Below are 23317 nucleotides of genomic sequence, written 5' to 3'. Positions count from 1 at the left end.
TTCATGTCCATACCACGTCCTTCGCTCGTCTTCGGAGAAGACGGTTGCGCTGTACAGATAAGGTGCCCACGATGTTTGTAACCAAATCCAAAATAATCTCAATACTTGCACTCATCTTTTCTGGTCACGGCCGGACACGATGTGGTGTGTCGGGAGGCATCCTATGACGTTGATGCTGGCGAGCGTCCGGGATCGCAGGGAGGCGGAGATCGCTCTGCAGGCGGGCGCGGATATCATCGATCTCAAGGACCCGGCCCGCGGCGCGCTGGGGGCGGCTGACATCCGCGACATCACCGACGTCGTCGCCTTCGTCGCCGGCAAGCGGCTCGTCAGCGCGGCGTGCGGGGAGTTCTCCGGCGACCCCGCGGCATTGCGCGCAAAAGTGGAAGAGATCGCAGCGACCGGCGTGGATTTCATCAAGATCGGATTTCTCCCGTCCTCTCCGATCGCGGAAGGCGCGGAAGCCCTGGCCGATGTCGCCGGCCGCAAGAAGCTGGTCGCCGTCCTCTTTGCCGATCATCGATACGAGGAGACCGTCATGACATCCTTCGCCAGGGCCGGCTTCTACGGCATCATGCTGGATACCGACGACAAGTCGAAGGGGCGGCTGCTGGACTACATGCCGCCGGATCATATTCCGGATTTCGTCGCCGAAGGGCACCGGCACGGCCTGATGGTCGGTCTTGCGGGATCGCTGGAGGCGCCGGACATTCCGCGGCTGCTGCCGGCCGGGCCGGACTATCTCGGCTTCCGGGGCGCGCTCTGCGAAGGCCTGTCCCGCAATGCCGCGATCGACGCCGGGGCAGCGGCGAAGATCCGCGCCCTCATCCCCGACGAACGGCCGGCCGAAAAATCTCCCGGCGTCGATCTCAACCTTCTCGCGGCGCGCGGCTATTTCCCCGGTTCGGCCGACGAGGATCTCGGCACGGACCAGATCTTTGTGCGCGATTTCGTGCTGCCCGTCCATATCGGCGCCTACAGCTTCGAACACGGCAAGCCGCAGAAGGTGCGGTTCGACGTGACGGCGGACGTGCTGCGCGTGACCCGCGATCCGAAGGACATGCACCACATCGTCTCCTATGACCTCATCATGGACGGTATCCGCGCCATTGTCGGGCGCGGCCATGTCGATCTGGTCGAGACGCTCGTCGAGCAGACGGCGGCCTTCATCCTCGAAAATCCCCGCGTCGCCCGCGTGATCGTGCGGGCGGAGAAGCTGGAACTCGGCCCGGGGGGCGTGGGCGTGCAGATCGAGCGGAAAAGAGACAGCCAGCGGTCGTCGATCCCGCTCCGCGTCGTCGCTTCGGCCGATGGAGGAAGGAAAGGCGGATGATGCCGCTGGTCGTCAAGCTGGGTGGAAGCACGGCCGGCCGCGTCGAGATGGAGCAATGGATCGCCGTGCTGGCGGGGGCGACCCTGCCGCTGGTGATCGTGCCTGGTGGCGGTCCGTTTGCCGACCAGGTGCGTTCGGCGCAAGGGGAGATGCGGTTTTCGGATGCGGCGGCGCACGAGATGGCCATCCTCGCCATGGAGCAGTTCGGCATCGTCATCGCGGAGCGTCATCCGCGCCTCCAGCCGGCCCGTTCGCTCGACGAGTTCGAGGCGATCCTTGCGGAAGGCGGCGTGCCCGTCTGGCTTGCCTCGCAGATGACCCGCAAGGCCGACATCGCGCCATCCTGGAACGTCACGTCCGATTCGCTCGCCGCCTGGCTGTGCCGGCAGATTGGCAGCCGGCAGCTGCTGTTGTGCAAGCAGGTCGATCCGGAAGGTCTTCCCGAGGGCTTGCCGGCCTTGGTTGACATGGGCGTGGTGGATGCCATGCTGCCGGAACTGCTTGGGGAGGAAACAAGCTTGCATATTGCCGGACCATCGTCGCTGCGCTCGCAGCTGGCGGCACTGCCCATGAGCCGCATACCGGGAATCCGCGTGGGACTGCGCGCGACGGCTGGAGGAGGAGAAACCCGATGACGCGGCTGCAGACGCCGCGTTGGGCCTGGGTCCTGACCGGATCCGGCCATTTCTTCATCGAATGTTTCGAGCTCATTCGCACGCTCGACCATTGCGACGTCTTCGTGACGAAGGCCGCGGACGAGGTGCTGAGGATGTACGGGCTGAAGCTCGACTTTTCCGAGACGACGCGGGTGCTCCACGACAAGACGGCGAGCGCGGTTCCCGTCGGCGAGTTCTATCACGGCGTCTACCATAGCGTGGTGATCGCGCCGGCCACGTCGAACACGGTGGCCAAATGCGTGGCCGGCATTTCCGACACGATCGCCACCAATGTCTATGCGCAGGCCGGCAAGTGTCGCCTGCCGTCGATCGTCTTCGCCTGCGATACCGCGCCGGAACTGGAGACGATGGCGCCGCACGGGATGGTGAAGGTCTATCCGCGGCCGATCGACCTGGAAAACACCGAGCGCCTCAAGACCTTCCCGTTGACCGAAGTCGTCGAATCCTTTGCCGATCTGAAGCTGGCGGTGGCGCGCCGGAAGGGAGAGGTCGAGGGCCGTGGCTGAGCATCTCGTCTTTCTGACCGGGCACCTGGCGAAGGCTAGGCTGGAAAACGTTCTCGCCGGGCTGGGAGCGACGCCCTTCACCTATGACATCATCGATATCGGCGTGAAGGTCGCAGCCCTGATGACGGAGGAAATCGTGATAAGGCGCCTGCCGCGGCCGCTGAAGGCGGACCGGGTGGTGCTGCCCGGCCGCTTTCGCGGGCAGCTGGAGCGCCTGGGCGACGCGTTCGGCATGCCGTTCGTCCGCGGACCGGACGAGGTGGCCGATCTGCCCGCCTATCTCGGCCGCGCCGGAAAGCCGCCCGACCTCTCGCGCCACGACATGCGCATCTTCGCCGAGATCGTCGACGCATCGACGCTTTCGCTGGACGACCTGCTGCAACGCGCCAGGGCCCTTGCCGCTGCCGGCGCGGACGTGATCGATCTCGGCTGTCTTCCCGACACGCCCTTCGTCCATCTGGCAGACGCGATCGGGCGGCTCAAGGCCGAAGGGCTTTGCGTCAGCGTCGATTCCGCCGATCCCGATGAACTGGCGCTCGCCGCCCGCGCGGGCGTCGATTATCTCCTGAGCCTCAATGAGAACACCATCGCCATCGCCGCCGGGTCGAAAGCGACGCCGGTTCTGGTTCCGGCCGTGCCCGGCGATCTCGATTCGCTCGGCCGCGCCATCGATGCGGCACGGAAGGCCGGCCTGTCCTTCATCGCCGATCCCGTTCTCGATCCGATCCATTTCGGCTTCGCCGCGTCTCTCGGGCGTTTCGTCGAGGCGCGCCGCCGCTGGCCGGACGTCGAGATGATGATGGGCACCGGCAACCTGACCGAACTGACCGATGCGGATTCGTCCGGGGTCACGGCGATCCTGACGGGCCTCTGTTCGGAGCTAGCGATCGCAAACGTGCTGGTCGTCAACGTCAGTCCGCATACGGTGCGCACGGTGGAGGAGCATGACCTGGCGCGGCGCATCATGTTCGCCGCCAGGCACGATCACGCGCTGCCGCGCGGCTATGACCTCGGCCTGCTGCAGGTCCACGACCGTTCGCCCTTTGCCAGCAGCGTCGCCGATATCGACGCTCTGGCCGCAACCGTCCGCGACGGCAACTTTCGCATCATGACCGCGCCGGACGGCGTTCACATCTTCAACAATCGCGGGCACTGGACGGCCAGCGACGCATTCGAACTCTTTCCACACCTCGATGTGGCCAGTGACGGCGCACATGCCTTCTATCTCGGAGCCGAACTGATGAAGGCGGAAATGGCCTGGAAGCTGGGCAAGCGTTATTCGCAGGACGAAACCCTTGCCTGGGGCGTGGCGAGCCCGCGGACGCGGGAGGACCGCACCCGCCTTGCCGAGGCCGGGCATACGCTGCGGGCGAGGAAGGACGGCGCATGACCTATATCCGCGAAACGATCGTGACCACCGTCAGCGCCGGGGGCAGGGTGCATATCGCGCCGCTCGGAATCATCGCTGAGGACGATGGATGGGTGATCGCGCCGTTCCGACCCTCCACGACGCTGGAGAACCTGTCCGCCGTGCCGTTCGCCGTGGCAAACTATACCGACGACATGCGGATCTTCGCGGGCTGCCTCACCGGGCGGCGGGAGTGGCCGGTGGTCGCGGTGGAGGATTGCCCGGTCCCGCGCCTTGCGGCGGCACTCAGCCATTCGGTTCTGCAGGTCGTCTCCGTCACGCAGGACGAGATGCGTCCCCGCTATTTCTGCAAGGTGGTTGCCGAGGCCACGCATGCGCCCTTTACCGGGATGAACCGCGCCAGGGCGGCCGTCCTGGAGCTCGCGATCCTGGTCAGCAGGCTGCATATGCTGCCGAAGGAAAAGATCGATGCCGAGATCGCCTATCTGACGATCGCCATCGACAAGACCTCGGGACCGGATGAGCGGCAGGCCTGGGACTGGCTGATGGAACGGGTGAACGAGCACCGCGCCGGGCGATGAGGCGGCCGTGGACGCCGGCGTTATACCAACCTGCAGTGATATTGACCGATTTCGTGGGACCGCCTGCGGTCATCCGGCAAGAAGCATACCGCAGAGCGATGCCTGGGCATCGGTCGAGGATTGCGACGCCGCCGGTGGCCGACAGGCGGCCCACCCGGAGGGCCGGGCGCTTTTGGCCTGCGGACGGCGTCGAAAATCCTCGCCGGACCGACAGGTCCGACTGAGGTTTTCTCCTGGCCGTAGGCCAAAATCGCTCCGGCGCAATCGGTCAATATCACTGCAGGTTGGTATTACGACGCCCGGCGCGAAGACCAGAGCAGGGCGACGGCGGCGGCCGGCGCGGCCTTGCTTGCCTCGTTGCCTGCCGCTTCCGATGCGGCTTCGACAAGCGTGCCGAAATCGACATAGGGGCGCTCCAGCCGCCTTGCGAGCTGCATGATCTGCTGCCGGCCAATCCCGGCCCCCACGACCGGCGCGCGCGCGTCCAGCCTGGCCTTGGCCGCCACCCTGAAGGCGCCGTCATAGATCATGCGCAACTGATGCTCGCCGAACCAGCGGGCGATATCGATCCATTCGCCCTCGTCGAGGTCGGAACTGTCGCGGCCGACCATGCGGGCGATCCGGCCGATGGAGCCGGCCGGCGACTTGTCCCTGCGGTCGGCGGCGGGATAATGGTCGTCGGCCTCGTCGAGCGTTCCGAGAATACGTCCGAGATCGGCGGTGTTGGCGAAATATTCGTTCATCAGCGGCGTCATCGTGCCGCGGACGGGAACGCGTTCGGCGATCCCGATCAGGGCCGAGCGGGTGAAGCCCGTATAGACGAGTTCGCCCGTTAGGAGACGTTCCGCATCGGAATAGCCGTCATTGCAGAGACGCCCGTTGCGGAAGGCCAGGATGTCGGTCGTCGTCGAACCCATATCGACGAAGAGGCCGTCGCCGGTGATGGCGGCGCTCAGTTCGGCCGTTGCATGCCAGTTGGCCGAGGCGATGTCGGGGCCGAGATCGTAGGCCTGGTCAAGCGCCACGAAACCGGCGCGTCCGGCATAGATCCACACGTCGTCGCGGCCGAATTCCGTGGCGATGAAGTCCAGCAGTTGGGCAATGCCGGCCTCCCGTGACGGAAAGCCGTCCGACAGTTCGCCGGTCATCGTGAAGACATGGGCCGCTTCCCTCTGGAAGAGCGGCCGCAATGGGCCGAGCGCCTCGCGCACCTGGTCGAGCCCGAGCCACATCGACGCCTTGAGGGTCCGGGCCTGCGCGATCCGGCCGCCTTCGGCCCACGCCATCTTCAGATGCGCGCCACCGATGTCCCAGCCGAAAACTGTGTCCTTTCCTTTGCCTGCAGTTCGGGCTTTCATGCGCTCATCGTTTTGCCGGGGTTCAACCATTGCTTATCATTCCAGTTCTCGACGTCAAAGACGGTTGCGTGATGCGTGCCCGGATGGGCTTGCGCGATACCTACAGGCCGATCGAGACACCGCTGAGCCCGACCGCGGCGATCAGGGACGTTGCCGAGGGGTTGCGGAAAATCCATCCGTTCCCGGCTTTCTACATGGCCGATCTCGACGCCATCGAGACGGGCTCGGATCCGCTTGCGAACGCCGGTGCGCTGTCCTCCCTGCAGCCAGAGCCCGCGGTCTGGCTCGATGCCGGCTTTCGGGACGCAGGCGATATCGAACGGGCGCTTGCCGATCCGCAGATTTCCGTGGTCCTCGGCTCGGAAAGCCAGCAGGATACCCATCTTCTGGAGGCACTCGGTGCCCATCCGAGGCTGATCCTCTCCCTCGATTTTCGCAACGACGCCCTGATGGGGCCGACGGCCATCCTTTCGCAGCCGGATCGCTGGCCGAAGCGGGTGATCGTGATGACCCTCGACAAGGTGGGCGCGCGCCGCGGTCCCGATTTCGAGCGCCTGCAAGCGGTCAGGGGTGTCGCCGGAAACCGCGAGATCATCGCCGCCGGCGGGGTTCGCGACGCAGGCGACTTGGAACGGCTCGCCGACATCGGCATTGCGGGGGCGCTCGTGGCGACATCCTTGCACAGCGGCGAACTCGGTGCCGCCGAAATCTCCACCTTCATGGACGCATAGAGCCGTTCGGAAGAAAAGGAGCGTGCCTTTTTCCGTAGGGTTTCCGGGATTGTCGGGGTCCTGTCGATGGGGGCAGGGCTCATGCTCGAGCCCCGCCCGCTCTTCCGGCCCGAGGCCGAAGCATCGTCGCCGCCACCTGCCGGTGCCGGACGACGGTGTTCAGTTGAAGCCAAGAAGTCTCGACAATCGGCGCAACAGGCCACCTGTTTCCACTGGGGGCTCGCTCTGTGCGGGATTGCTTCCTGTCTAGGCGCTGAACGGGTGCTTGACCTTGTCGCGCTGGGCGGTCGCTTCGGCGGCGGTCGGCTTGCCGGTGACGGCGCGCTCGATCGCTTCCTTCGTTGCCTTGTAGTTGTATTCCTGGATCTTGGCGTCGTCGTCGGCTTCCCAGTGGATGAAGACGCCGACGCAGATGAAGACGTCGTCGGCCTCTTCCACGGGGATGATGCCCTCGGCGACGCTGTCCTGCACGGCCTTGGCCACCGCGTGCTGCGCCGGGCCGAACATCTGCACGGCCTGCTTGGCACCCTTGATGGTGACCTTGTTGAACAGGATCGTATTGGGCTTGCACGCCATGTTCGGCGCGATCACCGCCAGGAGCGAGGTGAACCCGTCCTTGTTGTTCGTCAGCGCGTTGCAGAAAGCCGTTTCCACCGCACTTCCGCGCGGGCCGATCAGGAGATCGATATGCGCAACTTCATTTCCCTCGCCAACGAGAGACTCACCAACCATTACCTTGCTGATCTTTGCCACGGCCAATTCCTCCCTTGTACCGCATGTCAAAAATGTTTTGTCCAAAGAAGCCGTACCATGAGACGAGAGGCTCGATGGACAGCTATCCTTGTTCGCAGCACCCTTGACTGGGTCGGTTGGCCAGATAGCAGCGAATGAGTATGTTCGCCGGCCAAATTCAAGCATTTAAGTCGTGGTTATGCAAGCCGGACTTGATGCTGCGGACAAAAAGTGTCGCGACCGTGAGGTCGGCGGAGGTCCCCGGATTGATGCCCCGGTCCTTCAGCCGCCGGTCGAAGTCGAGCAGGACCGCCTCCCGCCCCGACAGGCTCGGCTCGTCCGCGACTTTCCGGTGTATCGTCTCCGCCTCGCTCCTGATGGCGCAGGCGAGTTCGCCGCCGAATTTGCGCCCGACATGGCTGTCGGGAAAGGTCGACAAAAAGTGAAGGTAGACGAAGACGGTCGGCCACATGCCGTCCTCGCCGCGCTCCGTCGCGGCCTGCCAGGCCGACAGGCCGCCGGAGAAAATGTCCGCAAAACCGGTCGTATATTGCCGCGCGATCATGTCGCGATCGGCCGCCATGCCCATGGCTTCCATCAGCGAGACCGTCGGCTCCCGGCTGACGTCCTGGTCCTCGACCGCGTCCAGCCCGCCGGGATTGGCGAGCCGGATCGCGGCAAAGACGTTGCCGGCATCGTCCGCATCCATGTCCTCCAGCGTCCGGCGCAGGGCCTCGTGGAAATCCGTGGTTGCATCTGCGGCCGCCTTGGCGAGCGGCGCGCAGAGCAGCAGGATGCCGAGATTGGTGTTCGTTCCCACCCTTTCGCGCGTGGCCGTGACCGCGCCGAGAATGCGTTGGCCGACCGGCGCCCGCGTCTCGCAGATCCACGGCGCGCTGACGGCAGCGCTTTGAAGGAACTGGTCCGCGCTCATGCGGTGGCCGTCGGCGAAGCGGTGGACGTTACCGGGTTTCAATGCGTCGATCTCGGCGCGGCAGGCATCGAGGTAGGCGGTCCGGATCTGCTGCCGCGTCGGTGTCATGCGGCCGGTCTTTGCTTCATGTCCGGGTCGACAAGCGCGAGCATCGCCCGGGCGATGCAATCGGCGATGCGGACGGGGACGACGGATTGCAGGCCGGTCCAGGCGGGCATGCTGTTGACTTCCAGCACGAGCAGATTGCCTTCGCACCCCTGGACGATGTCGATGCCCGCGAAATCGGCGCCGACGGCCGCAGTCGCGGCAAGCGCGAGTTCCTCGAGCTTCTGGCGCAACGGCCCCGTGACCGGCTCCGCCGTCGCGCCCCGGGCGATATTGGTGATCCAGCCGTCGGCGCAGCGTCCCATCATGCCGAGGATCTCGCCGTTGCTGACGAAGATCCGGTAGTCACGGTAGGGTGGCCCGCTCCGCGTGACGAAGCGCTGCAGATAGTAGACGTTGTCGATCTCGTCGGGGTCGGGCAGGTCCTCGATCGACCGGACGAGCCTGATCCCGCGCCCCTGCGAGCCGAACAGCGGTTTCAGCACCAGCGGGCCGCCGGATATCTCGCGCTCGACAATGGCCCGCGCATTGCCGGGACCTTCCACGGCGAAGGTCTCCGGCGTCGGTATCCCCGCATTGGCCAGAAAGAACGTGGTGGTCGACTTGTCGACGCAGCGCTCGATCGCCTTGGCCGAATTCCAGACCGGCACCTCGAGATGGGCGAGGGCGTGCAGGAGGCCGAGCCGCCGCGTGACCGCCTCGAACGTGCCGGCCGAGATCGAACGGACGATCACGCCGGCCGGCAGGGCGCCGTCGAGGTCCGGAATGGCGATGCCGGAGGGATATCGGGTGTCGAAGGCGATATCGGCGAGCGGGCAGAAGATCGTCTCCGCGCCGCGCTCCCTGAAGGCGCGCCGCAACTGCTTCACCTGCCTGTCTGCCTTGTCGGATACGATGAGGATCTTGTCGGACGTCTGCACCTGTTCAGCCAAGGGATTGCTCCAGCATCTGCCTGTTCCATTCTCCCGCGCGGAAGGTTTCGCCCGTCTCGATGGCCGTGACGATCACTTCGGCCGGGCTGAAGAGATGCGGGTCGATCGCGTAGAAGTCGCCCTTGAACGTCTTGAAGATCTCCGCAAAGGGCTGTCCGTAGTCGCGTGACCTGCTGCTCGGCAGTTGCTCGGCGAGGTCCCGCGCAGCAGCCGCACTGCCGCGAACGAACAGTTGCACCAGCCCGCCATAGATGATCGCGTCGTTCGTCCGTCCCATCGCCTGCAGGAAATCGGGATGGGGTGCCGGAACCGGTGCGCAGCCGGTCCCATCGACGATATTGTCCAGCGGGAAATGCAGGCTGTGCGCCTTGTGAAGGGCCACCTCCAGCGAGCGGCCGACGATCTGCACGCAGCCGGCAAGGCTTTGCGTCGGGGCGTAGATGAAGGTCAGCGCGTCAGGCGCCAGGCCCGTCGCCGCCGACACTTTCTCGACGACGGCCGCCGGCGGAGGCTTGTCCGTCTCCAGCAGGAGAACGGAAGAGGGAGCATCGGTCTCGCTGTAGGCGATCTCTTCGAACAACGGTTCCACCCGCGCCAGCGCCCGCGCCGGCCCGGAGCCCATGGCGAAATACTTCTCGTGCGTCAGGCGCCAGCCTGCATACTGGCTGGCGAGGCAGGCAAGCACCGGCTGCGAGGAGTGGACCGTGACGCTGAGCGGCCACCTTTCGTTGTTGCGATCGAGCGCGAGCGAAACCGTGCCGAGGCCGCCCATGCAGATCTCCGTCATCCGCAGCCCCGCTTCCAGCCCGCCGGCGCTCGCAGCCCCGGCATCGATCAGATGCTCCCCGAGCGGGCCGCGGCTATGGGCGATGCCGTATCTCTCGTCGTCCGCGATCAACTGGTCGACGATCCGTTGCGCGTTTCTGTTGAGATGAGCCTTTCCGTTCTTCATGGGAATCCCTCCCTCCAATATTCCGCCACTTCGGTGATCCGACGCTTGACGGCGCGCTCTGCGGCGGCAGCCGATCGCGCCTGCGCCAGCACGGTGCAGACGGGATCACCGGTATCGAGCGCGGAACCCGGGCTTTGATGGTCGGCCGTCAGGCTCGGCCATGCGATCTCGGGGAACCGGGGGATGGGGCGAGGCGTATAGGCGATCGCCGAAGCCGCGGCCCCCCGATAGGTCGGCACGGCGATCGTCTCGCCGCGCACGGCACGCAGATGCTCGTTGAGAAGCGGTGCCGCGTCGCTGTCGAAGATATCGAGCGTCGCCCCCGGCCGCGGGTTGATCTCGATCAGGTGCAGGCCTTCCGGCCCGTCGATGAAATCGGCGCTGCAAAGGCCGACGAGGCCGGCATGGCGCGTCAGCCCGTCGAGCCAGCGGCCGATCTGCTCCTTCTTCTTCCGGTCGAAGCGCATCAGCCGCACCGCGCCGCCATAGCGAAACGGCGATGCCGGCGAGGGCGATGACCACTGCCGGCTGAAGCCGATGATGCGGGCAACGCCGTCCTGCGCCAGGAACAGGGCCGAAATGCTGCGGCCGGGGACACGCTTCTGATAGTAGTGGCCCTCGTCCAGCGGCGCGGACGCAGCCGGCCGGACATGCGATCCGCCGGCCCCGCCGCCGAGCTTGACGAGCCAGTGCTGCGGCTTCTCGGGGGCGTCGAACCGGATCGCCGGATGCCGGATGCCGAAGCCATCGCAGAGCTGCGCGAGCGCGACGGGATCCTTGACCGCCCTGACCGCGGCGCCACTGTTGCCGGCGAGCGGCAGGACGCGTCCGAGCGCGTCGATGACATCGGGCCGACGCTCGAATCCCGAGCCGTACACCAGCGCGACCGGCTCCTCGTCCCGCGCAAGGTCCGAGAGGATCTGGGCGATCTTCTCGCCGTCGATCCCGGCGCGGATGCTGCCGGCGAGCAGCGCCGTCCGCCCGGCGAGGGCGACGGTGTCCGAATCGCCGAAGAGATCGGCCACCAGCGGCCTGTAGCCGGCGCGCCGCGCCGCTGCCGCAAGCGATCGGCCGGAGATGGCGGCGATCAGGATGGCGGGGCTATTTTTCGATGCTGCGGGCAAGGGCGAAAGCGTCCTGAAAATCGTAGATGACCGGTTTCTCGGCGCTGATCATCTGCTTGAACAGGCCGGACTGCGTCTTGTATTTGAGATTGCCGATGGTGAGGGCACCGATGCCGGACGCCGCCGTCTCGCCGAGCTTGTCGCTCTTCGCATTGGCCGTCAGGCCCTCGATGCCGGACGGCGGCACGGCGTTGACATCCGCTGCGACCAGGAGATGTTTCGCCGCCCGCAATTGCGCGGCCGAGATCACCCTGACGCCGGCCTTGGCGGCAGACAGGATGACCTCCGTCTCGCGCAGCAAGGCCGCCTTCTTCTCTTCCGTCGAACCGTCGGCCGCCTTCACCGTCACACCGAAGCGGGCCTTGACGGCTTCTGCGATCTGCTCGACGCGGCTTGGCCCGTCATGACCCACGATCGTGACCTCCGCACCCTCCTTGGCCGAGATCACGGCGGTGCAGTAGCCGACGACGCCGGTCGCGCCGAAGATCGTCACCTTCGTTCCGGAAAGGCCGCGGCCATGCAGCTTTGCGAGCGCGGTCTCGACCTTGGCGACCATGGCCGCGGCCGTCGTGAACGACCCGGCCGGGTCGGCGAAGACGGAAATCTCGAAGGGGGGCACCATCGCCTTCTTTGCGGCGTCGATCATGTCGAGCGCCAGCACCGTATCGCGGCCGGCCAGGAAGACGCCGGTCGCGGTGCCGGCATCCGGCGGGCGCGAGAAGATCGCGTCCTGGACGAGGCCGGTCACGTCGGCGAGCGTCACGTCCGTATAGGGCACGACATGGTCGTAGCCCGCATCGAGCGCCATGTTGACATCAAAGGGGCTCATCTGCCTCAACGGCGTGAGCATGTGGAGGATGGTTTTCCGGCTCATTGCCCTGCCTTCTCTAGTATGTGCCTCTGCCCAGTTCGAACGCGTGCGGCGTCGCCTCCCGCGTGATCTTCGCTCCCCGGTTCCGGCCGGCGACGATCCGGATCGTCGTCTGCGTGTCGTGCGGTGCCGCACGCGCGACGATCCGCTCTGCAGCCGCCTGGGATTCGGCAAAGGCAAAGCCCGTCGGTCCCCAGGAACTCTGGCCGATGCCGACGGCACCGCATTCGCCCAGCCGCATGAGCGTTTCCTCCACCGCCGGGCTGGTGAAGCGCCCGCCCTGGGTCGGGGAGAAATAGTCGCCGAGCATTTGCTGGACTGCCGTCACGGCATTGCCGAAGGTCAGGATGTCCCTTTCGATGACGGCGGGCATGATCTCCATCAGCACATGGCGGCAGATCGCCGCCGAATGCGCGGCCGGAAACGGCGCAAGCGTCCGGAACGCCGTGATTTCCGCGTCTCCGTGGACGCCCTGGCTACGGCCGTCGAAGACGAGGATGGCGCGCCAGGCGGACGGAAACGGGATTCGGGAGATGACGGTCGGGGTCAGGTCGTCCCGGGCCTTGCCGGCGTCGAAGATGAGGCCGCCTTCGTCGAAGGCCGCAATGCCGATCCCCGATCGCCCGCCGCGCCCGAGGAAGGCTGCGTCGGCGCGCACGTCGAACGGCAGGTCGTGCAAGGTCCGAAGCGCTGCGGAGACCGCCAGCGCAAGCTGGGTTCCCGATCCCAGTCCGGCATGGGTGGGAATGGTCTCGAGCACCGTGACCCGGTGGTGGCCGGCAAGACCGAGACGGGAGCGGAGTGCGGAGAGGTAGGCGGAGATGCGGGCGCTTTCGTTGCCGTGAACGCTGGTCTCGGCCGCCCTCGTGATCTCCAGCCTGGTCGATATGCCCTCGAGCGGCAGGCCGATGCTGCCGAAACGCGAACTTGCCTTCCCGGGGATATCCAGAAATCCGAGGTGCAAGCGTCCGGGAACTTGAATGGAGACGGAATCCGACATCGGTTCTTTTCTGAACTTTTTGATAATCGGGCCCGCATTTATGGTAGCCTATTTTGTGACCAGCGCAAGTCTGGGCGGGAGCCGGGAGAAAAAGAAGCGAGGAGCAACGGCGATGGGCGAGGAGACGGAACGCAAGCGCGAGCGCGTCTATTCGGAGGAGGAAATCCTCGCGAAACTGCAGGCGGAACTGCCGCATTGGCGCTACGAAAACGGCTGGATCCGCCGCAAGTACAAGACGCACGGCTGGAAATCCACGCTCATGGTCATCAACACGGTCGGGCACCTGGCGGAAGCCGCCTGGCATCATCCCGATCTCAAGGCGTCCTATGCCTGGGTGGAGGTCCTGCTGGTGAATCACGCCGCAAAGGGCGTGACCGACAAGGACTTCGAACTCGCCAGAAAGATCGAGGAGGTCGTGCAATGGCAACCGGGCACGGCGGGCGGCGCGCTTGAGGGCACGCCCAATACCGACCAACGATTCGCCTACGTCAAATACGACGGCTGATCGGCATTTTTCGCCGGACGGGCTTCACATTTGACGAAGAACGGATAAATTCAGGGCGGCACCAGAAAGTTTCGGAGTGTGATGGTTGCATGGATCGGCAGCCGGACAGTTCCTTTGTCGGCAGCGATCGAGCAGGCGGCAAAGCTTTTGGCGACAAGCCGCTGCCCCGTATTCTCCCTCGATTCGGATATCCATGGATGCCGTAGCCTGATCGCGCTGGCGGAGCGCGTCGGGGCGACCTACGATCACGTACATGGCCGCGACCTCGTCCACGAGGTCGCGCTTCACACCGATATCGGCGGCTTCTTTGCGACCGCGACGGAGGTAAGGCGTCGCGCCGACCTCGTCGCCATCGTCGGCGACGTTCCGCCTGCCCACCACGATCTGCTCTCGTCGCTTGCGGCGACCGGACCGGACCTGGCCGGCAAGGGCCGGCGGCGCTGGTATCAGATCGAGGGCAGGGCGGCGTCCACAGGTGGCGGGCGGCCGCCGCGCGGTCCGAAGGCCGTCCGGCTGGGGTCGCCCGATCTTCCCGTCGATGCCGTGCTCGGGATCCTCAGGGCCTCGCTCTCCGGAAAGAAGGCATCCGCCACACTCGCCAACGTCGATGCTTTCCTCGGCGCCCTGGAAAAGGCCCGCTTTCCGGTCTTCGTCGTCTCGCACCTGGCCGACGTCCCCGCTCTGGCGATGCTGCAAGGCCTTCTGGCCGACATCAACAGGACGCAGCGCGCGACGGCACTTTTCCTGCCGTCCGACGACGATGCCTGGGGCATGGTGCTGGCGTCGACCTGGATGACCGGCTTCCCGCCGCGCACCGGCTTTTCGACCGGCGCGCCGGTCTACGATCCGTGGCTTTGCGACGTGGACCGGATGATTGCGCAAAAGGAGGCGGACCTGCATGTGTGGGTCTCGGAGCGCGACGAGGCGCCGCCCGCCAGGCGCGGCGGCCCGCCGACGATTGCGCTGGTGAGGGGCGAACGGCCCGTCGCCGGTGCGGCGGCCACCATCCGGATCGGCAAGGCCGGGCTCGACCATGACGGCGTCGTCTATTCGAGCCGGATCGGAACCTTGCGATCCGTCGCGGCGGAGACGCCCTCCGACCTTCCGAGCGTCCGCGCGGTCGTGGACCAGCTCCAGCATGCCCTGACGGGCCAGGACATGCCATGCTGATCCGTCTTGCCGGTGGAGACGTGGTGGATCCGGTCAACGGCCCGGCCGGCAGGCGCGACGTCTGGATCAGGGACGGCGTCATCGTCGAAAGGCCGGCCTCGAAGCGGGCCGACAGGACCTATGACGTTTCCGGCTGCATCGTCATGGCCGGGGCGATCGACATCCATTCCCATATCGGCGGCGGCAACGTGAACACGGCGCGTCTCCTGCTGCCGGAACAGCATGCGGCCCATCTCAGGCGACCGCTGCATACGCCGCTGTCGAACGCCGGATGGTCGACCTTCAATACCGGCTGCCTCTACGCCAGGATGGGCTTCACCACCGTGGTCGAGCCGGCCATGTCGCCGTCGAGTGCACTGCATACCCACATGGAGCTCGCCGACATCCCGATCATCGACAAGGCGACGCTCGCGATCCTCGGCAACGACGATTTCCTGCTGTCGATGATCCGCGACAACGCCTCGACGGCGATGATCGACGACTACGTCGCCTGGACCGTGTCGACGTCGCGGGCGCTCGGCGTGAAGGTCATCAACGCCGGTGCGGCCGCCGCCTTCAAGGAAAACGTCCGCCGCTTCTCCTTCGACGACGTCGTTCCGTCCTACGGGGTCAGTTCCCGCAGGATCGTCGAGACGCTGCAGGCCTCCGTCGGCCGTCTCGGCGTTCCCCATCCCCTCCATGTCCATGCCAACAACCTCGGTATCGCGGGCAATGCCACGACGGCAGCCGAGACGATCCGCGCGGCGGATGGCCGCCCGCTTCATCTCGCCCACCTGCAGTTCTACGGCTATGGCACCGAAGGCAAGCGCGGCTTCTCGTCCGAGGCGGCCCGTCTCGCCGAACTGGTCAACGAAAATGCTGATGTGACGATCGATGTCGGCCAGGTGATGTTCGGCCAGACCGTGACGATCTCCTCGGACGTGACGCGGCAATATTCGGGAATGCGGACCGCCAACCCGAAGAAGTCCATCCTCATCGACGGCGACGGCAACGGCGGCGGCATCGTGCCCTATCGCTATCGCCCGGACTATTACGGCTCGCTGCAATGGGCGGTGGGGCTGGAGCTGTTCCTGCTGATCAACGACCCCTGGCGGGTCTTCTTCACCACCGACCATCCGAACGGCGCGCCCTTCACCGCCTATCCGGACCTGTTCGAGCTCTTGATGCGCCGCGACGCCCGCGAAGCGAAGATGGCCGAACTCGACAAGTCCGCTTTGGAGCTGACCACGCTCGCCTCGATCTCCCGCGAATATACGCTGGACGAGATCGCCGTCATGACGCGCGGGGCGCCCGCAAAGCTGCTCGGGCTCGACGATCGCGGTCACCTCGGCCCCGGCGCGATCGCCGATATCGCCGTCTACCGGAAGGGGCAGGACGTCAGCAAGATGTTCGCCGACGCCGCTCTGGTGTTCAAGAACGGCGATCTCGTCGTCGAGGACGGCGTCGTCACGCACTATCGCTGGGGAAAGACGCTTCGTCTCAATCCGCCCCCCGACAAGGGGATCGTCCGGCGCATGCAGGCCTATCACGAGGATCGCTACGGGCTGTCGCTCGACTGGTTCACCTTCCCGGAGACGGCGATTGCCCGCGAAAACCCCTTTGCGGAGGTCGCATGCAGGAGCTGACACGCAACGGCATCACGATCGATGACACCTTCGCCGAGGCGTTCGGCATGCGTGCGACCGCGATCATCATCACGGCGCCGACGCTGAAATGGGCGCGTCAGGCGGCGATCACCATGACGGGCTTCGCCACCTCGGTCATCGGCTGCGGCTGCGAGGCCGCCATCGATGTCGACATTCCCGCCTCGAAGACGCCGGACGGTCGCCCGGGCTGCCGGGTGATGATCTTCGCGATGGGAACGGACGAGTTGCAGAAGCAGTTGAAAACGAGGCTGGGCCAGTGCGTCCTCACCTCGCCCGGCAGCGCCTGTTTCGCAGGGCTGAAGGGAACCACGTCGCTCGATCTCGGCTCGTCGCTGCGCTATTTCGGCGACGGCTGGCAGGTCTCGAAGAAGTTCGGCGGCAGGCACTACTGGCGCGTGCCGGTCATGGACGGCGAATTCCTGTGCGAGGCGAAGACCGGCCTGACGAAGGAGGCGGTCGGCGGCGGAAACTTCCTGCTGCTCGCCGCCGATGCCGGAAAGGCACTGGCGGCAGCCGAACGCGCGGTGGCGGCGATCGAGAAGGTCCCCGGCGCGATCATGCCGTTCCCCGGCGGCATCGTGCGGTCCGGCTCCAAGGTCGGCGGCAAGTACAAGGGCATGATGGCCTCGACCAACGACGCCTATGCGCCGACCCTGCGCGGCGTCGTCAGGAGCGCGCTCGGCCCGGAGATCAACGCCGTGCTGGAGGTCGTGATCGACGGGGAGACGAACGACGCCGTGGCCGCGGCCATGCGGGCGGGGCTGAAGGCCGTCATCGATTTCGGCCCCAGGCGCGGCGCCCTGCGCATCAGCGCCGGAAACTACGGCGGCAAGCTCGGCAAGTTCCACTATCACTTGAAGGACCTCCTGCCATGACGCCGCTGACCTTCACCCTGCGGTCCGAGCCGGAGGAACGGCTCGACCTGTCGGGCCTGACCCCCGACAGGCTTGCCGGGATGACGTCCGCCGAAATCGGAAAACTTAGGGTCGGAACCAGCCGGCATCCGGCAGCGGCAGGGGATGTCTTCAGGATCACCGGCACGGATGCCGGAAACATCGTCTTTGCCGGCGGCAGCGGACGTTTCGACTTCCTCGGGGCGGAGATGACGGCGGGGCGGATCCGCGTCGCCGGCGATGTCGGCGCCCGCGCCGGCCGCCGCATGGCCGGCGGCCTGCTGAAGATAGAGGGCAAGGCGGGCGCGCAGGCCGGCTCCGGCATGAAGAACGGGCGCATCGACATCGACGGCGATGCCGGCGAGGGCGTCGGCGGACCGATGGCGGGCGAAATCCACGGCATGTCCGGCGGCCTGATCGTCGTGCGCGGCAAGGCTGGCGATCGTCCCGGCGAAAGGATGCGGCGCGGGATCATCGCGCTCCTGAAGGGATGCGGCGACCATGCCGGCCTCGGCATGATCGCCGGCACGATCGTCGCCACCGGCCGCGTCGGCCGCTACACCGGTCACCTGATGAAGCGCGGCTCGCTGCTGTTCGACCGCAGGCCGGCCGAGCTGTCGCCCACCTTCATCGACTGCGGCCGCGTCGAGATCGGCTTTCCCGTCCTGTTCGATCGCTACCTGATGGAGGAGGGGATCCTCGACCGGCCGCTGCTCGGCGCAAGGCCCTTCCGCTTCGGCGGGGACAATGCCGTGCTGGGCAAGGGCGAAATCATGTTTGCACGAGGTTGAGCCGTGATCGCCCCGTTGACGCATGTCCTCAGCGGGGCTGCTGCAGCATCGGATAGAGCTTGTCGAAGAAGGGCAGGCATTGCGCCCCTCGCTCCCGCAGGAAGACCTGAAAGGCGTTCATGGCGGGAGAGACGGTCCTGTCCGTCCGCATCACCGAGAACCATTGCCGGCGGATCGGCATGCCGATGACGTCCAGCGTGACGAGCTTGCCGAACTCCAGCTCCATGGCGATGGTATGTGCCGAGATGAAGGCGATGCCGAGGCCCGCCATGACGGCCTGCTTGATCGTCTCGTTCGACGACATCTCGGTGCCCAGATCGTCGATCCGGCCCGGGATCTCCCCCAGGAAGATCTCCAGCGAGATGCGCGTGCCCGATCCGGGTTCGCGGACGAGGAAATGTTCTCGCGCGATTTCCTCCTTGGTGATGTCGTGCTTTTTGGCCAGCGGATGATCCGGCGGGGCGATCATCACCAGCGGATGGTCGCCGAACACCGCCGAGTGCAGCGGCAGGTCCTTGGGCGGACGCCCCATCAGCGCGATGTCCAGGTCGTGGTTTCTCAGCTTCGTCACGATCTCGGCCCTGTTGCCGATCGACAGCGAGACGGCGATGCCGGGATGGCTCTTGCGAAAGGTCGCCATCAGGTTCGGCGCGAAGTATTTCGCCGTCGAGACGACGCCGAGCGCGAGCGAGCCGCTGCGCACCTCCTTGATTGCGTCGATCTCGTCATCCAGTTGGCGCAGCCTCTCCTCGATCGAGCGCGCCGCGTCGATGAAGGCGAGGCCGGCCGCCGTCGGGCGCAGGCCGTCGCTGGTCCGGTCGAAGAGGATGATCCCCGCGTCCTCCTCGAGTTGCTTGAGCTGGATGGTGATGGCGGACGGCGTCAGCCCGAGCATGTTGGCGGCCCGGACGATCGTCCCGTGCCTGCCGATTTCCTGCGTCGCCCGCAGGTGTCTGAGCGTCAGGTTCTTCATGCGGGTAACTTAGAGAAATTTACGGCAAAGGTAAACAGATTAAATTTTACTTAGCTCCTGTTTCTTGGTTCGATGACGGCATGTCCGAAGCAGTGAGGAGCGGGCAGGGAGGTAGGCCATGACGTCGCTGACACTAGACGCCTTTTTGGAATCCCACGCCGCAGGCGGTGCGCCGCTCGGCGAAGCCGTCGCCCTCACGGTCCGGCAGTTGGCCGCTGCGGCGGTCACCCTGGGCGGCACCATCGGCCAAGGATCGCTCGGCATGGGTCCGCTCGGCAAGGCCTTTGCCGGAGGGAACGGCATGGCCGGTCCCAGCGGTGACATTCCGAAGGAACTCGATCTTCTGGCCGACGCCCTCTTCATCGATGCCATGCGGCAGGCGCCTGTTTGCGTCTACGCGTCCGAGGAACTCGAGGACGCCGCCCTGCTGGACCCGGCGGCCCCGCTCGCGGTGGCCATCGATCCCCTGGACGGCTCCTCGAACATCGACATCAACGCCCCGATCGGGACCATCTTCTCCATCCTCCCAAAGGCTGGCGATCCGGTCGGCGAGCGCAGCGCCTCCTTCTTCCAGGGAGGAGACGCCCAGCTCGCCGCCGGCTTTTTCATCTACGGCCCGCAGCTGGCACTGGTGCTCAGCGTCGGCAGCGGCACCCACGTCTTCGTCTTCTCCCCGGCCGGCGGCGTGTTCGCCCAGGTCCACGAAGGCCTGGCCATTCCGGCGCGGACGCAGGAGTTTGCGATCAACGCGGCCAACTACCGCCATTGGGACGAGGCCGTCCGGCTCTACGTCGACGATTGCCTGAAGGGCACGGAGGGGCCGCGCGAGCGGGAATTCAACATGCGCTGGGTCGCGGCCGTCGCCGCCGACGCCTACCGCATCCTCGTTCGCGGCGGCGTCTATCTCTATCCCGGCGACGGGCGCAGGGGCTATGCGGAAGGCCGGCTCCGGCTGGTCTACGAGGCCAGCCCCATCGCCTTCCTCATCGAGCAGGCCGGCGGCGCCGCCACCGACACGATCAATCGCATCCTCGAACTGACGCCGCGGAGCCTGCACCAGCGCGTTCCCCTCGTCTTCGGCTCGGCGCGCGAGGTGGCCCGCATCGGTCGCTACCATGCCGAACCCAGCAACATCGCCGAGCGGGCGCCGCTCTTCAGCAACCGCGGTCTCTTCAGGGCCTGATCGGAGGAACGGCAATGTCGACACGGCATCCCATCATCTCGATCACCGGTTCGTCCGGCGCCGGGACCACCTCGGTCAAGAACATCTTCGAGCAGATTTTCCGCCGCGAGAAGATCGAGGCGGCCTTCATCGAGGGTGACGCGTTTCACCGCTACGACCGGCAGGCCATGAAGGAGAAGGTCGCCGAGGAGGAGCGGAACGGCAACCCGAACTTCACCCATTTCAACGCCGAGGCCAACGAACTGGAGATCCTCGAGGCCGTCTTCGAGGAATACGGCCGGAACGGCACCGGCCGCACCCGCACCTACATCCACGACGAGCAGGAGGCCGCCCGCTACGATGTCCCTCCGGGGAGCTTCACGAAATGGCGCGATTTCGGGCCGAGCGACCTGCTCTTCTACGAAGGGCTGCACGGATGCGCGGTGACCGACAAGGTCAATCTCGCCCGCCATGCGGATCTGAAGATCGGCGTCGTGCCGGTCATCAATCTCGAATGGATTCAGAAGATCCACCGCGACCGGGAAGCGCGCGGCTATTCCACCGAGGCGGTCATGGACGTCATCCTGCGCCGCATGCCGGACTATGTCCGCTACATCACGCCGCAGTTCACGCAGACCGACATCAACTTCCAGCGGGTGCCGATCGTCGACACCTCCAATCCCTTCATCGCGCGCTGGATCCCGACCCCTGACGAATCGATGCTGGTCATCCGCTTCGCCAGGCCCCGCGGCATCGATTTTCCCTATCTGCTGTCGATGATCCACGACTCGTTCATGTCGCGCGCCAACTCCATCGTGGTGCCGGGAAACAAGCTCGATCTCGCAATGCAACTGATTCTGACACCCCTGATCATGCAACTGATCGAGCGCAAGACCCGCGCCTCGTGAGGAGGAAAGCAATGAATTCGCAATTGCAGCTGCAGGAAGAGGCCGCGCCCGCGGCCGTGACCGAAACCGACATGGCCAATGCGATCCGCGCGCTCGCCATGGACGGCGTCCAGAAGGCCAATTCCGGTCATCCGGGCATGCCGATGGGCATGGCGGACGTCGCCACCGTTCTGTTCGGCCGCTTCATCAAGCTTGATCCGGCCCATCCCGATTGGCCCGATCGCGATCGCTTCGTCCTGTCGGCCGGCCACGGCTCGATGCTGCAATATGCCCTTCACTACCTGATCGGCTACGAGGACATGACGGCGGAGGAACTGCGGCGGTTCCGCCAACTCGGCGCCAGGACCGCCGGCCATCCGGAATACGGTCACGCCCTCGGCATCGAGACGACGACCGGTCCGCTGGGCCAGGGCATCGCCACCGCCGTCGGCATGGCGCTTGCGGAACGGATCGCCAATGCCCGCCATGGCGACGGGCTCGTCGATCACCATACCTACGTCATCGCCGGCGACGGCTGCCTGCAGGAAGGCATCAGCCACGAAGCGATCGACCTTGCCGGCCATCTGAAGCTGTCGCGGCTGATCGTCCTCTGGGACAACAATTCCATCTCGATCGACGGACCCACCAGCCTCTCGACCTCGATGAATCAGCTCGCCCGTTTCGAGGCGGCAGGCTTCGACGTGCAGGAGATCGACGGTCACGATTTCGACGCGATCGGCCGGGCGATCGCCCGGGCACGCGCTTCGAGCAAGCCGTCGCTCATCTCGTGCCGGACGATCATCGGCAAGGGTGCGCCCAATCTGCAGGGGTCGGAAAAGACCCATGGGGCGCCGCTCGGCGAAAGCGAGGTCGCCGCTGCGAAACGGGAACTGGGCTGGGATCATGCCCCGTTTGAGGTTCCAGAGGCCATCCTGGAGCGCTGGAGCGAAGTTGCCGCGCGCGGGGCCGCTGAGCGGCGCGCATGGCTGGACCGGGTTGCCGCTGCTCCGGAGGGCACAGCGTTCCTGAAGACCATCGACCGGGACGTTCCGGCATCGCTGTTCGACGCGCTTGCCGCGTTCCGGAGGCAGCATCGCGAGAGCGCGACCAAGGTCGCCACCCGCAAGGCCTCGGAGATGGTGCTCGGCGTCGTCAACGCCGCGACCGAGCTGACGATCGGCGGCTCGGCCGACCTGACCCATTCCAACCTGACGCTGACGGCGGGAATGGGCGCGATCCGGCCGGGGAGCTACGCCGGCCGCTACATCCATTACGGCATCCGCGAGCACGCCATGGCGGCTGCGATGAACGGGCTGGCTCTGCACGGTGGCTTCATCCCCTATGGCGGCACCTTCCTGGTCTTCTCCGACTATGCCCGCGGCGCGATCCGCCTGTCGGCGCTAATGGGGCAGCAGGTGGTCTACGTCATGACGCATGATTCGATCGGGCTTGGCGAGGACGGCCCGACCCATCAGCCGGTCGAGCATCTGGCGATGCTGCGGGCGACGCCCAATCTCAACGTCTTCCGTCCCTGCGACATCGTCGAGACGGCGGAATGCTGGGAACTGGCCCTGAAGGAACGCGATCGTCCGAGCGTGCTGGTGCTATCGCGCCAGAACCTGCCGGTGTGCCGGGAGGCCGATAACGAGGAAAACCTTTCTGCGCGTGGCGCCTATCTGCTGCGCGCGACCTCGGAACCACCTTCAGTCACCCTCCTCGCGACCGGTTCCGAGGTCGAAATCGCCTGTGCCGCCGCCGATGCGCTCGCATCCGGACACGGCATCGCCGTGGCGGTGGTCTCCATGCCCTGCTGGGAGCTTTTCGAGCGGCAGTCGCCCGACTATCGCAAGGCGGTCCTTGGGACCGCGCCCAGGATCAGCATCGAGGCGGCCGCCCGCCTCGGCTGGGACCGCTATCTCGGCGAGGACGGCGTCTTCGTCGGCATGACGGGCTTCGGCGCCAGCGCACCGGCATCCGATCTCTACGCACATTTCGGCATCACCGCCGGGGCCGTCGTGGAGACGGCGCTCGAACTTGTCGCCCGGGCGTCGGGCTCGGACCGCACGGATCGGTAGAAAAGGAGCA

Annotated in this window: 23 protein-coding genes; 14 read left to right on the top strand and 9 right to left on the bottom strand. The window is 66.0% G+C overall.

All coding sequences use genetic code 11. The annotated features are described in order from the left end of the window. The first annotated feature begins 163 nt into the window (after nt 1-163). The 5 genes from OCK02_RS16480 to OCK02_RS16460 are packed head-to-tail and all read left to right on the top strand — an operon-like array spanning nt 164 to nt 4466. Nucleotides 164-1333, top strand: a complete 1170-nt coding sequence (locus tag OCK02_RS16480; RefSeq protein ID WP_263813999.1) for a (5-formylfuran-3-yl)methyl phosphate synthase — start codon at nt 164-166, stop codon at nt 1331-1333. Continuing rightward, on the top strand, nt 1330-1968 hold the full coding sequence (locus tag OCK02_RS16475) for a dihydroneopterin aldolase (protein ID WP_263813998.1): 639 nt from the start codon (nt 1330-1332) through the stop codon (nt 1966-1968). The genes OCK02_RS16480 and OCK02_RS16475 overlap by 4 nt, the downstream gene beginning before the upstream one ends. After that, nucleotides 1965-2516, top strand: coding sequence for a flavoprotein (locus OCK02_RS16470; protein WP_263813997.1), 552 nt, complete (start codon nt 1965-1967; stop codon nt 2514-2516). The genes OCK02_RS16475 and OCK02_RS16470 overlap by 4 nt, the downstream gene beginning before the upstream one ends. Further along, a complete protein-coding gene (locus OCK02_RS16465; RefSeq protein ID WP_263813996.1) occupies nt 2509-3906 on the top strand; it encodes a DUF6513 domain-containing protein in 1398 nt (465 codons plus the stop codon). The genes OCK02_RS16470 and OCK02_RS16465 overlap by 8 nt, the downstream gene beginning before the upstream one ends. Continuing rightward, nucleotides 3903-4466, top strand: coding sequence for a DUF447 domain-containing protein (locus OCK02_RS16460; protein ID WP_263813995.1), 564 nt, complete (start codon nt 3903-3905; stop codon nt 4464-4466). Before OCK02_RS16465 ends, OCK02_RS16460 begins: the two co-directional genes overlap by 4 nt. A gap of 290 nt (nt 4467-4756) precedes the next feature. Here OCK02_RS16460 and OCK02_RS16455 read toward each other — a convergent pair whose 3' ends face one another. Then, nucleotides 4757-5824, bottom strand: coding sequence for a hydantoinase/oxoprolinase family protein (locus OCK02_RS16455; protein ID WP_263813994.1), 1068 nt, complete (start codon nt 5822-5824; stop codon nt 4757-4759). 29 nt (nt 5825-5853) lie between these two features. Here OCK02_RS16455 and OCK02_RS16450 point away from each other — a divergent pair, with 29 nt between their 5' ends. Further along, nucleotides 5854-6555: a HisA/HisF-related TIM barrel protein gene (locus OCK02_RS16450; protein WP_263813993.1), complete on the top strand. Its 702-nt coding sequence runs from the start codon at nt 5854-5856 to the stop codon at nt 6553-6555. A gap of 246 nt (nt 6556-6801) precedes the next feature. Here OCK02_RS16450 and fae read toward each other — a convergent pair whose 3' ends face one another. The 7 genes from fae to OCK02_RS16415 form a co-directional block, all read right to left on the bottom strand. After that, a complete protein-coding gene (gene fae, locus OCK02_RS16445; RefSeq protein ID WP_230804172.1) occupies nt 6802-7308 on the bottom strand; it encodes a formaldehyde-activating enzyme in 507 nt (168 codons plus the stop codon). Nucleotides 7309-7465: 157 nt separating this feature from the next. Beyond that, nucleotides 7466-8329: a triphosphoribosyl-dephospho-CoA synthase gene (locus tag OCK02_RS16440; RefSeq protein WP_263813992.1), complete on the bottom strand. Its 864-nt coding sequence runs from the start codon at nt 8327-8329 to the stop codon at nt 7466-7468. Then, entirely contained in the window at nt 8326-9258 is a 933-nt protein-coding gene (locus OCK02_RS16435) for an ATP-grasp domain-containing protein (protein ID WP_263813991.1), read from the bottom strand. The genes OCK02_RS16440 and OCK02_RS16435 overlap by 4 nt, the downstream gene beginning before the upstream one ends. Next, nucleotides 9251-10210, bottom strand: coding sequence for a methenyltetrahydromethanopterin cyclohydrolase (mch, locus tag OCK02_RS16430; RefSeq protein WP_263813990.1), 960 nt, complete (start codon nt 10208-10210; stop codon nt 9251-9253). Before mch ends, OCK02_RS16435 begins: the two co-directional genes overlap by 8 nt. Next, on the bottom strand, nt 10207-11334 hold the full coding sequence (locus OCK02_RS16425; protein ID WP_263813989.1) for an ATP-grasp domain-containing protein: 1128 nt from the start codon (nt 11332-11334) through the stop codon (nt 10207-10209). The genes mch and OCK02_RS16425 overlap by 4 nt, the downstream gene beginning before the upstream one ends. Then, nucleotides 11312-12208, bottom strand: a complete 897-nt coding sequence (locus OCK02_RS16420; protein WP_263813988.1) for an NAD(P)-dependent methylenetetrahydromethanopterin dehydrogenase — start codon at nt 12206-12208, stop codon at nt 11312-11314. Before OCK02_RS16420 ends, OCK02_RS16425 begins: the two co-directional genes overlap by 23 nt. A 13-nt stretch (nt 12209-12221) precedes the next feature. After that, a complete protein-coding gene (locus OCK02_RS16415; protein WP_263813987.1) occupies nt 12222-13205 on the bottom strand; it encodes a beta-ribofuranosylaminobenzene 5'-phosphate synthase family protein in 984 nt (327 codons plus the stop codon). 112 nt (nt 13206-13317) lie between these two features. On the opposite strand from OCK02_RS16415, the gene OCK02_RS16410 reads away from it, so the two are divergent. The 5 genes from OCK02_RS16410 (at nt 13318) to OCK02_RS16390 (ending at nt 18210) form a co-directional block, all read left to right on the top strand. Further along, entirely contained in the window at nt 13318-13710 is a 393-nt protein-coding gene (locus OCK02_RS16410) for a 4a-hydroxytetrahydrobiopterin dehydratase (RefSeq protein WP_263814079.1), read from the top strand. A 114-nt stretch (nt 13711-13824) separates the two neighbouring features. Beyond that, on the top strand, nt 13825-14880 hold the full coding sequence (locus tag OCK02_RS16405; RefSeq protein WP_263813986.1) for a tungsten formylmethanofuran dehydrogenase: 1056 nt from the start codon (nt 13825-13827) through the stop codon (nt 14878-14880). Further along, a complete protein-coding gene (locus OCK02_RS16400) occupies nt 14874-16505 on the top strand; it encodes a formylmethanofuran dehydrogenase subunit A (protein WP_263813985.1) in 1632 nt (543 codons plus the stop codon). Before OCK02_RS16405 ends, OCK02_RS16400 begins: the two co-directional genes overlap by 7 nt. Further along, nucleotides 16493-17401, top strand: coding sequence for a formylmethanofuran--tetrahydromethanopterin N-formyltransferase (gene fhcD, locus OCK02_RS16395; protein WP_263813984.1), 909 nt, complete (start codon nt 16493-16495; stop codon nt 17399-17401). Before OCK02_RS16400 ends, fhcD begins: the two co-directional genes overlap by 13 nt. Continuing rightward, a complete protein-coding gene (locus OCK02_RS16390) occupies nt 17398-18210 on the top strand; it encodes a formylmethanofuran dehydrogenase subunit C (protein WP_263813983.1) in 813 nt (270 codons plus the stop codon). Before fhcD ends, OCK02_RS16390 begins: the two co-directional genes overlap by 4 nt. A 28-nt stretch (nt 18211-18238) precedes the next feature. Here OCK02_RS16390 and OCK02_RS16385 read toward each other — a convergent pair whose 3' ends face one another. After that, nucleotides 18239-19183, bottom strand: a complete 945-nt coding sequence (locus tag OCK02_RS16385; protein WP_263813982.1) for a LysR family transcriptional regulator — start codon at nt 19181-19183, stop codon at nt 18239-18241. A 118-nt stretch (nt 19184-19301) separates the two neighbouring features. Between OCK02_RS16385 and OCK02_RS16380 the strand changes: the two genes are divergently transcribed. Genes OCK02_RS16380 through tkt form a run of 3 tightly spaced genes read left to right on the top strand, consistent with a single transcriptional unit; the run spans nt 19302 to nt 23307 of the window. Beyond that, complete coding sequence (locus tag OCK02_RS16380) at nt 19302-20366, top strand: class 1 fructose-bisphosphatase (protein ID WP_263813981.1); 1065 nt, start codon at nt 19302-19304, stop codon at nt 20364-20366. 14 nt (nt 20367-20380) lie between these two features. After that, nucleotides 20381-21253, top strand: coding sequence for a phosphoribulokinase (locus tag OCK02_RS16375; protein ID WP_230804199.1), 873 nt, complete (start codon nt 20381-20383; stop codon nt 21251-21253). Between the two features lie 11 nt (nt 21254-21264). Continuing rightward, nucleotides 21265-23307 (top strand): transketolase, encoded by a 2043-nt coding sequence (gene tkt / locus OCK02_RS16370; protein WP_263813980.1) that lies wholly within the window; start codon nt 21265-21267, stop codon nt 23305-23307. Nucleotides 23308-23317 lie beyond the last annotated feature (10 nt).

This window comes from Rhizobium sp. TRM96647, assembly GCF_025780115.1.
Taxonomy (GTDB): Bacteria; Pseudomonadota; Alphaproteobacteria; order Rhizobiales; family Rhizobiaceae; genus Mycoplana.
The sequence above is the reverse complement of the archived record's forward strand: the minus strand, read 5'-3'. Positions and strand labels throughout refer to the sequence as shown.

What these genes read in the sequence shown, in the direction of transcription:
- OCK02_RS16480 (WP_263813999.1), top strand. Translation starts at nt 164, where the DNA reads ATGACGTTGATGCTGGCGAGCGTCCGGGATCGCAGGGAGGCGGAGATC.
- OCK02_RS16475 (WP_263813998.1), top strand. Translation starts at nt 1,330, where the DNA reads ATGATGCCGCTGGTCGTCAAGCTGGGTGGAAGCACGGCCGGCCGCGTC.
- OCK02_RS16470 (WP_263813997.1), top strand. Translation starts at nt 1,965, where the DNA reads ATGACGCGGCTGCAGACGCCGCGTTGGGCCTGGGTCCTGACCGGATCC.
- OCK02_RS16460 (WP_263813995.1), top strand. Translation starts at nt 3,903, where the DNA reads ATGACCTATATCCGCGAAACGATCGTGACCACCGTCAGCGCCGGGGGC.
- OCK02_RS16455 (WP_263813994.1), bottom strand. Translation starts at nt 5,824, where the DNA reads ATGAAAGCCCGAACTGCAGGCAAAGGAAAGGACACAGTTTTCGGCTGG.
- OCK02_RS16440 (WP_263813992.1), bottom strand. Translation starts at nt 8,329, where the DNA reads ATGACACCGACGCGGCAGCAGATCCGGACCGCCTACCTCGATGCCTGC.
- mch (WP_263813990.1), bottom strand. Translation starts at nt 10,210, where the DNA reads ATGAAGAACGGAAAGGCTCATCTCAACAGAAACGCGCAACGGATCGTC.
- OCK02_RS16420 (WP_263813988.1), bottom strand. Translation starts at nt 12,208, where the DNA reads ATGAGCCGGAAAACCATCCTCCACATGCTCACGCCGTTGAGGCAGATG.
- OCK02_RS16415 (WP_263813987.1), bottom strand. Translation starts at nt 13,205, where the DNA reads ATGTCGGATTCCGTCTCCATTCAAGTTCCCGGACGCTTGCACCTCGGA.
- OCK02_RS16410 (WP_263814079.1), top strand. Translation starts at nt 13,318, where the DNA reads ATGGGCGAGGAGACGGAACGCAAGCGCGAGCGCGTCTATTCGGAGGAG.
- OCK02_RS16400 (WP_263813985.1), top strand. Translation starts at nt 14,874, where the DNA reads ATGCTGATCCGTCTTGCCGGTGGAGACGTGGTGGATCCGGTCAACGGC.
- fhcD (WP_263813984.1), top strand. Translation starts at nt 16,493, where the DNA reads ATGCAGGAGCTGACACGCAACGGCATCACGATCGATGACACCTTCGCC.
- OCK02_RS16390 (WP_263813983.1), top strand. Translation starts at nt 17,398, where the DNA reads ATGACGCCGCTGACCTTCACCCTGCGGTCCGAGCCGGAGGAACGGCTC.
- OCK02_RS16385 (WP_263813982.1), bottom strand. Translation starts at nt 19,183, where the DNA reads ATGAAGAACCTGACGCTCAGACACCTGCGGGCGACGCAGGAAATCGGC.
- OCK02_RS16380 (WP_263813981.1), top strand. Translation starts at nt 19,302, where the DNA reads ATGACGTCGCTGACACTAGACGCCTTTTTGGAATCCCACGCCGCAGGC.
- OCK02_RS16375 (WP_230804199.1), top strand. Translation starts at nt 20,381, where the DNA reads ATGTCGACACGGCATCCCATCATCTCGATCACCGGTTCGTCCGGCGCC.
- tkt (WP_263813980.1), top strand. Translation starts at nt 21,265, where the DNA reads ATGAATTCGCAATTGCAGCTGCAGGAAGAGGCCGCGCCCGCGGCCGTG.